The organism is Pseudomonas sp. MWU12-3088 (assembly GCF_023242405.1).
In the GTDB taxonomy this organism is placed as follows: Bacteria; Pseudomonadota; Gammaproteobacteria; order Pseudomonadales; family Pseudomonadaceae; genus Aquipseudomonas; species Aquipseudomonas kribbensis.
This window is the reverse complement of the sequence record NZ_JALJEA010000004.1, coordinates 434,756-446,650: the sequence shown is the minus strand read 5'-3', so window position 1 is coordinate 446,650 and position 11,895 is coordinate 434,756. Positions and strand designations below refer to the sequence as shown.

General features: G+C 60.6%; 11 protein-coding genes and 1 riboswitch. Of the genes, 5 read left to right on the top strand and 6 right to left on the bottom strand.

Translation table 11 applies throughout. The features are described from left to right. Positions 1-75: 75 nt before the first annotated feature. Positions 76-302, bottom strand: a riboswitch (cobalamin riboswitch). A 166-nt stretch (positions 303-468) separates the two neighbouring features. After that, entirely contained in the window at positions 469-1,053 is a 585-nt protein-coding gene (locus M5B98_RS13630) for a hypothetical protein (RefSeq protein ID WP_085710581.1), read from the top strand. Between the two features lie 66 nt (positions 1,054-1,119). Further along, positions 1,120-2,433, top strand: a complete 1,314-nt coding sequence (locus M5B98_RS13625; protein WP_248742953.1) for a PQQ-dependent sugar dehydrogenase — start codon at positions 1,120-1,122, stop codon at positions 2,431-2,433. A 68-nt stretch (positions 2,434-2,501) separates the two neighbouring features. On the opposite strand, the gene M5B98_RS13620 is transcribed toward M5B98_RS13625, so the two are convergent. The 5 genes from M5B98_RS13620 to M5B98_RS13600 all read right to left on the bottom strand — a co-directional run bounded on the left by M5B98_RS13620 (position 2,502) and on the right by M5B98_RS13600 (position 7,185). Next, complete coding sequence (locus tag M5B98_RS13620; RefSeq protein WP_085710577.1) at positions 2,502-3,038, bottom strand: C40 family peptidase; 537 nt, start codon at positions 3,036-3,038, stop codon at positions 2,502-2,504. 218 nt (positions 3,039-3,256) lie between these two features. After that, on the bottom strand, positions 3,257-3,874 hold the full coding sequence (locus M5B98_RS13615) for a C40 family peptidase (protein WP_085710576.1): 618 nt from the start codon (positions 3,872-3,874) through the stop codon (positions 3,257-3,259). A 215-nt stretch (positions 3,875-4,089) separates the two neighbouring features. After that, positions 4,090-4,794 carry a DnaA regulatory inactivator Hda gene (hda, locus tag M5B98_RS13610; protein WP_025111852.1) on the bottom strand — a complete coding sequence of 235 codons (705 nt, stop codon included), beginning with the start codon at positions 4,792-4,794 and terminating at the stop codon, positions 4,090-4,092. Positions 4,795-5,013: 219 nt separating this feature from the next. Next, positions 5,014-6,087, bottom strand: coding sequence for an AI-2E family transporter (locus M5B98_RS13605; RefSeq protein ID WP_085710575.1), 1,074 nt, complete (start codon positions 6,085-6,087; stop codon positions 5,014-5,016). Positions 6,088-6,123: 36 nt separating this feature from the next. Continuing rightward, complete coding sequence (locus M5B98_RS13600) at positions 6,124-7,185, bottom strand: DUF2066 domain-containing protein (RefSeq protein WP_248742952.1); 1,062 nt, start codon at positions 7,183-7,185, stop codon at positions 6,124-6,126. A gap of 375 nt (positions 7,186-7,560) precedes the next feature. On the opposite strand from M5B98_RS13600, the gene purM reads away from it, so the two are divergent. From purM to M5B98_RS13585, 3 genes are read left to right on the top strand one after another with little or no spacing between them, the layout of a single operon-like run. Beyond that, on the top strand, positions 7,561-8,619 hold the full coding sequence (gene purM, locus M5B98_RS13595; RefSeq protein WP_248737914.1) for a phosphoribosylformylglycinamidine cyclo-ligase: 1,059 nt from the start codon (positions 7,561-7,563) through the stop codon (positions 8,617-8,619). After that, a complete protein-coding gene (purN, locus tag M5B98_RS13590) occupies positions 8,619-9,269 on the top strand; it encodes a phosphoribosylglycinamide formyltransferase (RefSeq protein WP_248742951.1) in 651 nt (216 codons plus the stop codon). The genes purM and purN overlap by 1 nt, the downstream gene beginning before the upstream one ends. A gap of 8 nt (positions 9,270-9,277) precedes the next feature. Further along, positions 9,278-9,991 (top strand): DUF3108 domain-containing protein, encoded by a 714-nt coding sequence (locus M5B98_RS13585; RefSeq protein WP_248742950.1) that lies wholly within the window; start codon positions 9,278-9,280, stop codon positions 9,989-9,991. Positions 9,992-10,044: 53 nt separating this feature from the next. Here M5B98_RS13585 and M5B98_RS13580 read toward each other — a convergent pair whose 3' ends face one another. Continuing rightward, positions 10,045-11,670, bottom strand: a complete 1,626-nt coding sequence (locus M5B98_RS13580; RefSeq protein WP_085710562.1) for a methyl-accepting chemotaxis protein — start codon at positions 11,668-11,670, stop codon at positions 10,045-10,047. Between the last annotated feature and the right edge of the window lie 225 nt (positions 11,671-11,895).

Genomic DNA, 11,895 nt, shown 5'->3' with positions numbered 1-11,895 from the left:
AGCTCTCCGTTGAGGCTGGATAACGGCGGGCAGGCACAAGAATAGACGGCAACAAGCCTGGCATCGCCCACCGTGATGCCGCTGGATGGATCAGGCCGGTCTCCGGGCTCATGAGCGGCGTTCGCCTGGCTGCGCGCCTTCCCGCTTTGCAGCAGTGGCATCCGACGCAGCTTTCACTCATTTACCGTTGCGGGGGCAGCGCCGGGATCGTGATGGTTCTTCGCTTGAAGACAATCCTCACCGGCTTCCCTGTTTCACTCTGTCGACAGCGGTCACAGAGCACCTGAAACAAGCCGCGAAGGTTAGAGGGTTGGGGGTGGAGCGTCAAATGAAGAGGGGGTCGTGCGGCAAATAACTGCCGTCGATCAATTATCTGACGCCAATCTTGTGCCACACTGTCAGCAGTGATATCAAAGAGCCATGCTTTTTGACTGCAGAGAGCACATCACAATAACAAGGGAGAGCACCATGCAAGGCATGATCATCAGCAATCCGCGGCTGGAATTCCTGCGCCCGGTGCTGGAACGATGGTTTGACTGTATCGACCGCTACAACGCCGTGCGCGGCGACAACGACACCCCCTACTGGCATGACGAAAAAGCCAACCTCGGCCTGTTGTCCGCCGCCGCCTGGATGGCCGAACTGGTGACCCTGCGCGACACCGCCACGCGCAAACAGAACGAGGAAGGCGAACGCAATGCCCGCGCCGACCTGTTCCTGGCCGGCGCCGAAGATCGCGCCTACATCCAGGCCACCCAGCGCTGGCCGCGCGTCAACAGCCTGAATCTGACCCAGGCCCTGGCCGATATCACCAGCGACGCCAAGCGCATCAGCTACGCCAGCGATCTCAAACTCGGCTGCCTGTTCGTCGCCCCACAGAAAGCCCAGCACAGCGCCAGCCCTGAAGAACTGCAGGACATGGTCGACGACCTGCAAAAGGAACACACCTGCGCCGTCGCCTGGTACTTCCCGTACGCCTACCGCAAATTGCGCAGCGAGGCCGGCAACTATCACCCCGGTATTGCCGTGCTGTTCAAGGAGGCACGCGGCTGAGGGGTTGAACCATCGGGCTCGTGTGCTTCTCTATGATTAGGAATGCATTCATAGGGAAGATCAGTAATGCGCAAGCCCCACCTCGTTTTCGTCATCGCACTCGCCGGAGGGCTCACCGCCTGTGGTGAATCCTCCAGCCTGCAAGTCTCGGACGGCACCGGCCCGTCCCCCAAACTGCCCGAACCGAACAAGACCCTGATCCCGACGGTGAACATCGCCCCGGCGATCGGCTGGCCGGCCGGCGCGAAACCGACGCCAGCGGCAGGCACTCAGGTGGCGGCGTTTGCCGAGAATCTCGATCACCCGCGCTGGCTCTACGTACTGCCCAACGGCGATGTGCTGGTGGCGGAAACCAATGCCCCGGCAAAACCGGACGATGGCAAAGGCATACGCGGCTGGGTGATGAAAAAAGTCATGGGGCGCGCCGGCGCCGGCGTTCCGAGCCCGAACCGCATCACTCTGCTGCGTGATGCCGATCACGATGGCGTGGCCGAGACGCGCACGGTGTTTCTGCAGAACCTGAATTCGCCGTTCGGCATGACGCTGGTCGGCAACGATCTGTACGTCGCCGACACCGACCGCCTGCTGCGCTTTCACTACGAACCCGGCACAACCGAAATCAAGAGCCAGCCGATCAAGGTCGTGGATCTTCCGGGCGGCCCACTCAACCATCACTGGACCAAGAACGTCATTGCCAGCAAGGATGGCAGCAAGCTGTACGTCACTGTCGGTTCGAACAGCAACGTCGGCGAAAACGGTCTGGATCAGGAAGAAGGTCGCGCGGCGATCTGGGAAGTGGACCGGGCGACCGGCAATCACCGGATCTTCGCTTCGGGCATCCGCAACCCCAACGGCCTGGCCTGGGAGCCGAAAAGTGGCGCACTGTGGACCGCGGTGAACGAGCGGGACGAGATCGGCAGCGATCTGGTGCCGGACTACATCACCTCGGTCAAGGACGGCGGATTCTATGGCTGGCCGTTCAGCTATTACGGCCAGCACATCGATGTCCGCGTCGAGCCACAAAACCTGGATATGGTGGCCAAGGCCATCGCTCCGGATTACGCCGTCGGCCCGCACACCGCCTCACTGGGTCTGACCTTCGCCGAGGGCAACACGCTGCCGGCGCAATTCAAGGAAGGCGCATTCATCGGCCAGCACGGTTCGTGGAATCGCAAGCCGCACAGCGGCTACAAGGTGATCTTCGTGCCGTTCAGCGCCGGCAAGCCGAGCGGAACGCCGGTGGATGTCCTGACCGGTTTTCTCGACAAGGATGAGAACGCCTTGGGTCGGCCGGTTGGCGTGGTAATCGACCAACAAGGTGGATTGCTGGTGGCAGACGATGTGGGGAACAAGGTGTGGCGCGTGTCGGCGGCCAAATAGCCCAAGCCCTGAAACAAAAAAACCGTGGGAGCTAATGTGCTCCCACGGTTTTTTATTGATTCGAAGCTTTACGGGTTGTGCGCCAGATGCTCCGGCTGCAGAACGCGCTTGGCACTCAGATAGGCTTTCTGCCAATACGCTTTCGAAAGGCTGTCGAGCTTAACCGTGCCACCGGTGGCAGGTGCATGAACGAAGCGCCCTTCCCCGACGTAAATCCCCGCATGGCTGACCTGAGAGCCGCCGTTGGTGGCAAAGAAGATCAGGTCGCCGGTCTGCAGCCCTTCCTTGCCGACATTCGGCGCCTGCATGACGATCATCTCGCGGGTCGAGCGCGGCAGGCTGATGCCGGCCGCATCGCGGTAGACAAAACCGATCAGGCCGCTGCAATCAAAGCCTGAATCCGGCGTGTTGCCGCCCCAGCGATAAGGCGTACCCACCAGCCCGAGCGCGCGGAACAGCACGTCTTCGGCAGCGGGAGAGAAAGCCTGGGAGGATCCGAACACAATCGGCGCGCGAACCACGGGAGCTGGCGGCGGAGTGCGGCTGGCGCAAGCGCTGAGCAGCGCGGCGAAGAACATCAGGGCAAGGCGGGCCGTCATCGTCATAAGCAGAACATCCTGATCTGGCTGCGGCTTTTACTGCCGATTCGACAGAAAACAAAACCGCCTGCGTTGGGACGCAGGCGGTTTGCCATCAATATAGATCAGGATTCTAGCGGCTACGCGGCAAACTTCAAGTAAGACTTTAACTTCACCTTGTAAAGTTTAAGTCTATTGCCTCTGAAGGACCGCCTGTCGCCACGAGCGTGGCGACAAAAACGTGATTACTTGCGAGCGGTAACCACGGTTGGAGCGTTCGCCAAAGCGCGTTTGGCTTCGATGAAGGTCTTGCTCCAGTAGCTGTCACCCAGGCTGTCGATACGGACACCGCCGCTGCGACGACTGCTGGAGTGGATGAACTGGTTGTCGCCCAGGTAGATCCCGGCGTGACTGACACGACCGCGACGACCATTGGTGGCGAAGAACAGCAGATCGCCCGGCTCGAGATTGCCGCGCGAAACCAGCGGAGCATCCACGTTGATCATTTCGCGGGTGGAGCGCGGCAGGTTCATGCCGGCTTCTTCGCGGAACAGGTAGCCGATGAAACCGCTGCAATCGAACCCGGCTTCAGAGGTACCGCCGAAACGGTAACGGGTACCGATCAGGGACATGCCGCGTTCAAGAATGCTGTCGGCCAGAACCGGAAGCTGGTAAGGCTTCTTGCCGTTGAAAGCGGCCAGTTCCTTTTCGGTGTCCAGCTCTTCCTGGTAAATAACGGAAGACTGGGCGGTGGCAGAATTTTTAGCCTGTTGTTGCTGCTCTTGAACAGGTGAATGAGCAGCGCAACCGAACAACAGGGTGACGAGTGCGAGAGGCACGAGGGGTGCGAAGCGCTTTAGCATGGGCACGACCGTGGCTGATAGTTGTAAAGAAGCCGAGACTATGCCCGCTATCAGCCTCATTTGCAAATTCAATCGATCTTTTTGTGACTTCCCGGTTTCTCGTTTACATCTAAGCGCTTAAGCCTATTTGAATCGAGACGCGGCCTGCGCAATGCGCAGGAAAGCGGATTTTCTGGCGCCTGAAATATGCCGAAACCCGCTGAAAGCCCCGGTTTTTACCAGCCCAGGGTTTCTTTCAGGAAGGGAATGGTCAGCTTGCGTTGAGCCTGCAATGAGGCCTGATCGAGCTGCTCGAGCAGGTCAAAAAGCGCGCTCATGCTGCGGGTGCCGCGAGTCAAAATAAAATGCCCGACTTCATCGGTCAGGTGCAGACCGCGACGGGATGCACGCAATTGCAGGGCGCGCAATTTGTCTTCATCGGAGAGAGGACGCATCTGGAAAATCAGCGCCAGGGTCAGGCGCGATTTCAAGTCAGCCAGCTTTACCGGCAATTCACGTGGCGAGGTTGAAGCGGCGATCAGCAATCGACGACCGCTGTCGCGCAGACGGTTGAACAGGTGAAACATCGCCTCTTCCCAGTCGGGCTTGCCGGCAATCACCTGCAAGTCATCCAGGCAGACCAGTTCGTACTGTTCGAGGTTGTCGAGGATTTCGATGCCGCGATCCATCAACTCGGCCAGCGGCAGGTACACCGCCGGTTCGCCCATCTGTTCGAAACGCAGGCACGCGGCCTGCAACAGATGCGTACGCCCTACCCCGTGCTTGCCCCACAGATAGATCAGGCTTTCGGTCCAGCCGGCGTCGGCTTCGCATAGACGCTCAACATAGCCGAGTGCAGCGGCATTGGCGCCTGGGTAGTAGTTGATGAAGGTGGCGTCGTCACGCAGACGCACACCTAGGGGCAGCTGAATCGGTTTCATGCTGACTGAACAGTTCCCAAGGAACCGTTAGTGGCCTCTGTGTAAAGTGTGCGAAGTTTATACCCGTGAAGCGGAGCGCACAATGCGACAGACCCCAAGCAAAATCAAAGGTTTGCGTTAACACACTGGTTTTATGACAGTTTCTTTGGCGCACAGGCGCCAGCATTGCCTGCACGAGACGGGCCAACCCGGCAATCCACCGGGCGACCCTACCTCGCCTTACAGCTTCGGATCATCGACTCCGCTATACATTTCGGAGTCCTTGTACAAATCATGGACGTGGCGCACCAGCACCATGATCACCGCCGCCACTGGCAACGCCAGCAGCACACCGGTGAAGCCGAACAGTTCGCCGCCAGCCAGAATCGCAAAGATCACCGCCACTGGATGCAGACCGATTCGATCACCCACCAGAAGAGGCGTCAGCACCATGCCTTCCAGGGCCTGACCGACCATGAATACCGCGACGATCCCGATCATCGGGTACAGGTCACCGCCAAACTGGAACAGCCCGGCAATCAGCGCCGCGCCGATCCCGATCACAAACCCCATGTACGGCACGATGGCCGCCAGACCGGCGATCAGGCCGATCAACAGGCCCAGCTCCAGGCCGACAATCATCAGCCCCGCCGCATAGATCACGCCCAGCGCCAGCATCACCAGCAACTGTCCGCGCACGAACGCCCCGAGAACCTCGTGACATTCGCCCGCCAGCGCCACTACACGCTCCTCGCGATCACGCGGCAACAGGCTGCGGATCTTGGCCATCATCACGTCCCAGTCGCGCAGCAGGTAGAAACTCACCACCGGGATCAACACCAGATTCGCCAGCCAGCCAATCAGCGCCAGGCTGGAAGCGGTGGCCTGACTCAGCACCACGCCAACGATGTCGGTGGTCTGGCCCATGTGCTCGGTGATCGCTGCCTTGACCTTGTCGAACTTCCAGAAGCCATCCGACAGCCCCAGCTTCGACTGCGCCCATGGCAACGCCGTGTGCTGCAACCAGTCGAGCATCTGCGGTGCCAGTTCGTACAGACGCAGCAACTGCTTGGCGAGCATCGGCACCAGCACCAGCAGCAACGTGGTGAAGATCAGGGTGAACAAGGCGAACACCGCAATCACGCCCCAGGTGCGGGACAGGCCGAGCCGCTCAAGACGATCCACCAAAGGGTCGAACAGATAAGCGAGCAACAGCGCCACCAGAAACGGTGTGAGGATCGGATGCAGCAACCAGACAAACGCGCAAAGCAGGAGCACCCCACCGAGCCAGAACCAACGCCGCGTATCGGCCATGTAACACTCCATTGCTTCTATATATGAAAGAAAAACCTACCAGCGGAATCGCAACGACGGCGCCGCAGGTGCCGGTGCCGGTGCCGGCGCAACGACAGGCGCACCGCCTGGCACTGCAGGCTGCGGAGCCACCGGAGCCGGCGCCTCGGCCGGCATTTCCTGCAACTTCGCCAGCGACAACTGCGCCCGCAACTGATCAGCACTGCCGTTGACCCGATACACAATGCGATCGGCATCGACACTCTCAAGGCGTACACCAAACGGCTCGAGCATCCGCAGCAACGTCGCGTAATGCTCCAGATTCATGCCCTGCACTTCCAGCGTCTGCTGCCCCGAAGCACCCGGCTTGGCAACAAAGCGCGGCGCCAGACGCTCGGCCACCGCCAGCATCACGGCATCGGCGATGGCGGCCTGATCAGCCCCCTGCACACTTCCCGCTTCCTTTTGATCACCCAGCCACAAATGCCATTTGGCTTGCCACTGACCACCCTCTTCGCGGGCATGCACAGCAAGCAAGGCGTCAGCGCTGTAGCGCTCAGACGCTGCATGGAGCGGCGCCGGATCGGTGCCTTCGAGCGTCGGCGCGGTTGCGACCAGTTGTTCACTGAGATCCGCCAGCGGCAGGCGCAATGGCAACCCTCGGTGCTGGGCGGCACGCCTCAACGGCGCCGCACTGGCCTGACCGTCACCCACCAGGCTCGAGCCTTCGGTGGAGTCGTTCAGCCACCAGCTCAGAATCGAAGGCCGGCTCGCGCCCCACAGCGACAACCCGGCACGGCGCAGCGCCTGCTCGGTGGTCGCCGGATCGAAGTCGACCTTCAACACTTCCGGCGGCCCGGCATCGAAACCGAACTGGCTGATGATCTGTTGCGGATCCTTGCGAATCGGCGCCAGCCCGGGATTCTGCGGCGCCTTCGGATCCCCCGTAAGACGCAACACCAGCGTATCCAGCGCCGCTTGCGTGGCACGATCACGCTCTTCCGGCGACTGGCCGTTGACCGGCTCGCGCACCTGATAAAGCCCTTTGACGTTTTCGGCCTGGCTCGCCAGGCTGACCAGAGACAAGCAGCCCACTAACAGCAATTTACACAAACGCATGGAGAATTCCCGTCGACAAGAGCGGCTGGAACAGGCCGCGTGAACCGGATTGAGCAAGCCTGTGACCACTGGCCGTTGCAAAACATTCACACGCTGGCGATAAGTTTTTGCACAGCCCTAACGATAGACGGTTCCTTATACAGGCACCCGTGATGTCACCCACAGCTTCATTTGCAAAAAATTTCGGCCGATATGCCCCTGCCCGTCGGCGTGAGGATGGCCGCTGCCCCTCAAGCCTGATAAAATCGCGCGCCTTCGCAGACCGGCAACAGCCGGGCACCTCGAAACTCGCGTGAGGCCATCGCCCCCTCGATTTCGAAGTTCCCGCTGAACTCGGTCGTTACCCCTGAATCCCCTCCCCTAAAGGCCTGGATCATGAGCAAGCAACCCTCCCTGAGCTACAAGGACGCCGGTGTAGACATCGACGCCGGTGAAGCATTGGTCGAACGCATCAAGAGCGTCGCCAAGCGCACTGCGCGCCCGGAAGTCATGGGCGGCCTGGGCGGTTTCGGCGCCCTCTGCGAAATCCCGGCCGGCTACAAGCAGCCAGTACTGGTTTCCGGCACCGACGGCGTCGGCACCAAGCTGCGTCTGGCGCTGAACCTGAACAAGCACGACAGCATCGGCCAGGACCTGGTCGCCATGTGCGTCAACGATCTGGTGGTGTGCGGCGCCGAGCCGCTGTTCTTCCTCGACTACTACGCCACCGGCAAGCTGAACGTCGACGTAGCCGCCACTGTCGTCACCGGTATCGGTGCAGGCTGCGAACTGGCTGGCTGCTCGCTGGTCGGCGGCGAAACCGCTGAAATGCCTGGCATGTACGAAGGCGAAGACTACGACCTGGCCGGCTTCTGCGTCGGTGTCGTGGAAAAAGCCGAAATCATCGACGGCTCGAAAGTCGCCACCGGTGACGCCCTGATCGCCCTGCCATCGTCCGGCCCGCACTCCAACGGCTACTCGCTGATCCGCAAGATCATCGAAGTATCCGGCGCCGACATCGAAACCGTTCAGCTCGACGGCAAGCCGCTGACCGATCTGCTGATGGCCCCGACCCGCATCTACGTCAAGCCGCTGCTCAAGCTGATCAAGGACACCGGCGCCGTCAAGGCCATGGCCCACATCACCGGTGGCGGCCTGCTGGACAACATCCCGCGCGTTCTGCCAAAAGGCGCTCAAGCCGTGGTTGACGTGGCCAGCTGGACTCGCCCGGCCGTCTTCGACTGGCTGCAAGAGAAAGGCAACGTCGACGAGACCGAAATGCACCGCGTACTGAACTGCGGCGTGGGCATGGTGATCTGCGTGGCTCAGGAGCACGTTGAAACTGCCCTGAACACCCTGCGTGAAGCCGGCGAACAGCCTTGGGTCATCGGCCAGATCGGTGTCGCCGCCGAAGGCGCTGCCCAGGTCGAGCTGAAAAACCTCAAGGCTCACTAATGCCTAATACCTGTGATGTCGTGGTGCTGTTGTCCGGCACCGGCAGTAACTTGCAGGCCCTGATCGACAGCACGCGGACCGGCGACAGCCCGGTCCGCATCGCTGCGGTGATTTCCAACCGCGCCGACGCCTACGGCCTGCAACGCGCCAGTGACGCGGGTATCGCCACCCGCTCGCTGGATCACAAGGGTTTCGAAGGTCGCGAGGCCTTCGATGCCGCCCTGATCGAACTGATCGACGAATTCAATCCGAAACTCGTGGTACTGGCCGGCTTCATGCGCATTCTCAGCGCTGACTTCGTCCGGCACTATCAGGGCCGCCTGCTCAATATCCATCCGTCGCTGCTACCCAAATACAAAGGGTTACACACTCATCAGCGTGCGCTGGAAGCCGGCGACGCCGAACACGGCTGCTCCGTGCACTTCGTCACCGAGGAACTCGATGGCGGACCACTGGTCGTACAGGCAGTAATACCGGTAGAGTTGCACGATTCGCCGCAGAGTCTGGCGCAACGGGTTCACGCTCAGGAACACCTGATCTACCCGATGGCCGTACGCTGGTTTGCCGAAGGACGGCTGACCCTCGGCGAGCAAGGTGCTTTACTGGATGGCCAGTTACTCGGGGCCAGCGGTCACTTGATTCGAAACTAGGAGATTTTATGCGTCGCGCCCTGCTCTTCGCTTGCGCTCTGCTCGCCCTGCCTTTCGCCCAGGCGGCAGACCTTCAACCGTTCTCCGCCAGCTACACCGCCGACTGGAAACAGCTGCCCATGAGCGGTACCGCCGAACGCAGCCTGACCAAGGAAGCCAACGGCGTCTGGAAGCTCAGCTTCAAGGCTTCGATGATGATCGCCAGCCTGTCCGAGGAAAGCACTCTGACCCTGGACAAGGACACCCTGCTTCCGCAGTCCTACCACTTCGAACGTGGTGGCCTGGGCAAGGCGAAAAAGGCTGACCTGGACTTCGACTGGAACAACAAACTGGTCACCGGCACCGACCGTGGCGACGCGGTCAAAGTCCCGCTGAACCGTGGCATGGTCGACAAGTCCACCTACCAGCTCGCGCTGCAACATGATGTCGCCTCCGGCAAAAAGACCATGAGCTATCAGGTGGTCGACGGTGGCGATGTCGATACCTATGACTTCCGCGTCCTGGGTTCCGAAAAAGTCGAGACCAAGGCCGGCAAGATCGACGCGATCAAGGTCGAGCGCGTGCGTGATCCGACACAAAGCAAGCGCACCACTGTCATGTGGTTCGCCAAGGACTGGGATTACCTGCTGGTTCGTCTGCAACAGGTCGAGACCGACGGCAAGGAGTACAACATCATGCTCCAGGACGGCACGGTCAACGGCAAGACAGTAAAAGGCAGCTGATTCAACGAAAAGCCCCGCAACCGCGGGGCTTTTTTTCGCCTGTCATTCGGTGATCAAACTGAAAACTTGGCCACCATGTTGTTCAGATCCACCGCCAGCCGCGACAACTCCTGGCTCGCGGCACTGGTCTGATTGGCCCCCGCCGAGGTCTGCATCGCCAGATCGCGGATGTTCATCAGGTTGCGGTCAACCTCCCGCGCTACGGCAGCCTGCTCTTCCGAAGCGCTGGCGATCACCAGATTGCGTTCGTTGATCAAGGTGAATGCGGACGCGATTTCCTCCAGCGCCACGCCCGCCGCTTTCGCCAGCTCCAGCGTCGAGCGCGCACGAACATTGCTTTGCTGCATCGAACTGACCGCCGAATCGGTGCCCTGCTGAATGCCGCCGATCATCTGTTCGATTTCCTGGGTGGATTGCTGGGTGCGATGGGCCAGCGCCCGTACCTCGTCGGCCACCACCGCGAAGCCGCGCCCGGCATCACCGGCGCGGGCCGCTTCGATCGCCGCGTTCAACGCAAGGAGATTGGTCTGCTCGGCAATCGAACGGATCACCTCCAGCACTTTGCTGATGCTGTAGACCTTCTGCGCCAGATCCTCCACCTGCGTGGCGTTGGCGGTAACGTCATCCGCCAGCAACTCGATGGAAGACACAGTCTGCTGCACTTGCTCACGGCCATGCTGGGCAATGCGGTCCGACTCCCGTGATGCCTCGGAAGTCGCCACGGCGTTGCTGGCGACCTCTTCAACGGCGGCGGTCATCTGATTGACCGCCGTGGCGGCCTGCTCGATTTCCAGGCTCTGCTGATGCAACCCGCGCGTCGCATCTTCGGTAACGCAGCTCAGCTCTTCCGAGGCCGAGGCCAATTGGCTGGACGATTCCGAAATCTGTCGGATGGTGTCGCGCAGGCTGTGTTGCATGCTCTTGAGCGCATGCAGCAGCCGCGCCGGCTCGTCCTTGCCGATGATGCTGATATCGCCGGTCAGATCACCGCCGGCCACTACCTCGGCAACTCCCAGTGATTGCGAGAGCGGCACTACGATGCTGCGGGTCAGCAGCAGCGCCAGGCCAATGGTGATCAGCGCCGTGATACCGATCATCACCCCGACCCAGACCCGCGAATTGATGAACACCAGTCGCGCTGCTTCGGTGGCGAGGTTGGCATTGTGTTTGTTCAGTTCCACCAGCTCTTTGAGGGTTGCGGCGATGTCGTCGGCCAACGGGTTCATCTGGGTATTGAGAATGCTGGCCGCGTCTTCCACCTTTCCCTGAGCGGATAGAGCCATCACCTGAGCCTGCAACTCCAGATACTTGTGCTCCGCGACTTTGAAGCGATCAAACAACGCTCGCTCTTCTGGCAGCACGATCAATATGTCGTAACGTTGCTGGGCTTCGCTCAGCACACTCCGCAGCTCATTGAGCTTGGCGACATTCTGGTCCAGGGCCTGCGGATCGCGATTGAGCAACAGACGCATGGTCAGGGCGCGCAGACGCAGCATGTCCTGACTCATTTCACCCACCGCCATCACGCTGGGCAGCCAGTTCTTGTCGACCTCGTCGGACTGGGCCCGCATGTTCGACATCTGCAGCAGGGCGAACGCCCCGAGGGCAAACACCATCAGCGCCAACAGACCGAAGCCCAGCCCGGCACGGGGGGCAATATTGAGACTGCGGATACTCATTGCTCTGGTTCCTTCCAAAAGCGCTGCATCAACCCTGCAGCTGGCTGCTTTAGAAGGTATCGGCCCGGCGAAAATTTGCGTAAGACCAAAAGGTGATATCAAAGGGCCTTAATACTTCGAACCCTCGGCATTAACGATTCAGCGACGGTTTTGCCGGACTTGAGCGCTGTTCGCCGCATGATCAACGGCAAGTTAACTGAAAAACCTGAAGCAGGTCGGCAGACG

What these genes read in the sequence shown, in the direction of transcription:
- M5B98_RS13625 (WP_248742953.1), top strand. Translation starts at nt 1,120, where the DNA reads ATGCGCAAGCCCCACCTCGTTTTCGTCATCGCACTCGCCGGAGGGCTC.
- M5B98_RS13585 (WP_248742950.1), top strand. Translation starts at nt 9,278, where the DNA reads ATGCGTCGCGCCCTGCTCTTCGCTTGCGCTCTGCTCGCCCTGCCTTTC.
- M5B98_RS13605 (WP_085710575.1), bottom strand. Translation starts at nt 6,087, where the DNA reads ATGGCCGATACGCGGCGTTGGTTCTGGCTCGGTGGGGTGCTCCTGCTT.
- M5B98_RS13600 (WP_248742952.1), bottom strand. Translation starts at nt 7,185, where the DNA reads ATGCGTTTGTGTAAATTGCTGTTAGTGGGCTGCTTGTCTCTGGTCAGC.
- purM (WP_248737914.1), top strand. Translation starts at nt 7,561, where the DNA reads ATGAGCAAGCAACCCTCCCTGAGCTACAAGGACGCCGGTGTAGACATC.
- M5B98_RS13630 (WP_085710581.1), top strand. Translation starts at nt 469, where the DNA reads ATGCAAGGCATGATCATCAGCAATCCGCGGCTGGAATTCCTGCGCCCG.
- M5B98_RS13580 (WP_085710562.1), bottom strand. Translation starts at nt 11,670, where the DNA reads ATGAGTATCCGCAGTCTCAATATTGCCCCCCGTGCCGGGCTGGGCTTC.
- purN (WP_248742951.1), top strand. Translation starts at nt 8,619, where the DNA reads ATGCCTAATACCTGTGATGTCGTGGTGCTGTTGTCCGGCACCGGCAGT.
- M5B98_RS13620 (WP_085710577.1), bottom strand. Translation starts at nt 3,038, where the DNA reads ATGACGATGACGGCCCGCCTTGCCCTGATGTTCTTCGCCGCGCTGCTC.
- M5B98_RS13615 (WP_085710576.1), bottom strand. Translation starts at nt 3,874, where the DNA reads ATGCTAAAGCGCTTCGCACCCCTCGTGCCTCTCGCACTCGTCACCCTG.
- hda (WP_025111852.1), bottom strand. Translation starts at nt 4,794, where the DNA reads ATGAAACCGATTCAGCTGCCCCTAGGTGTGCGTCTGCGTGACGACGCC.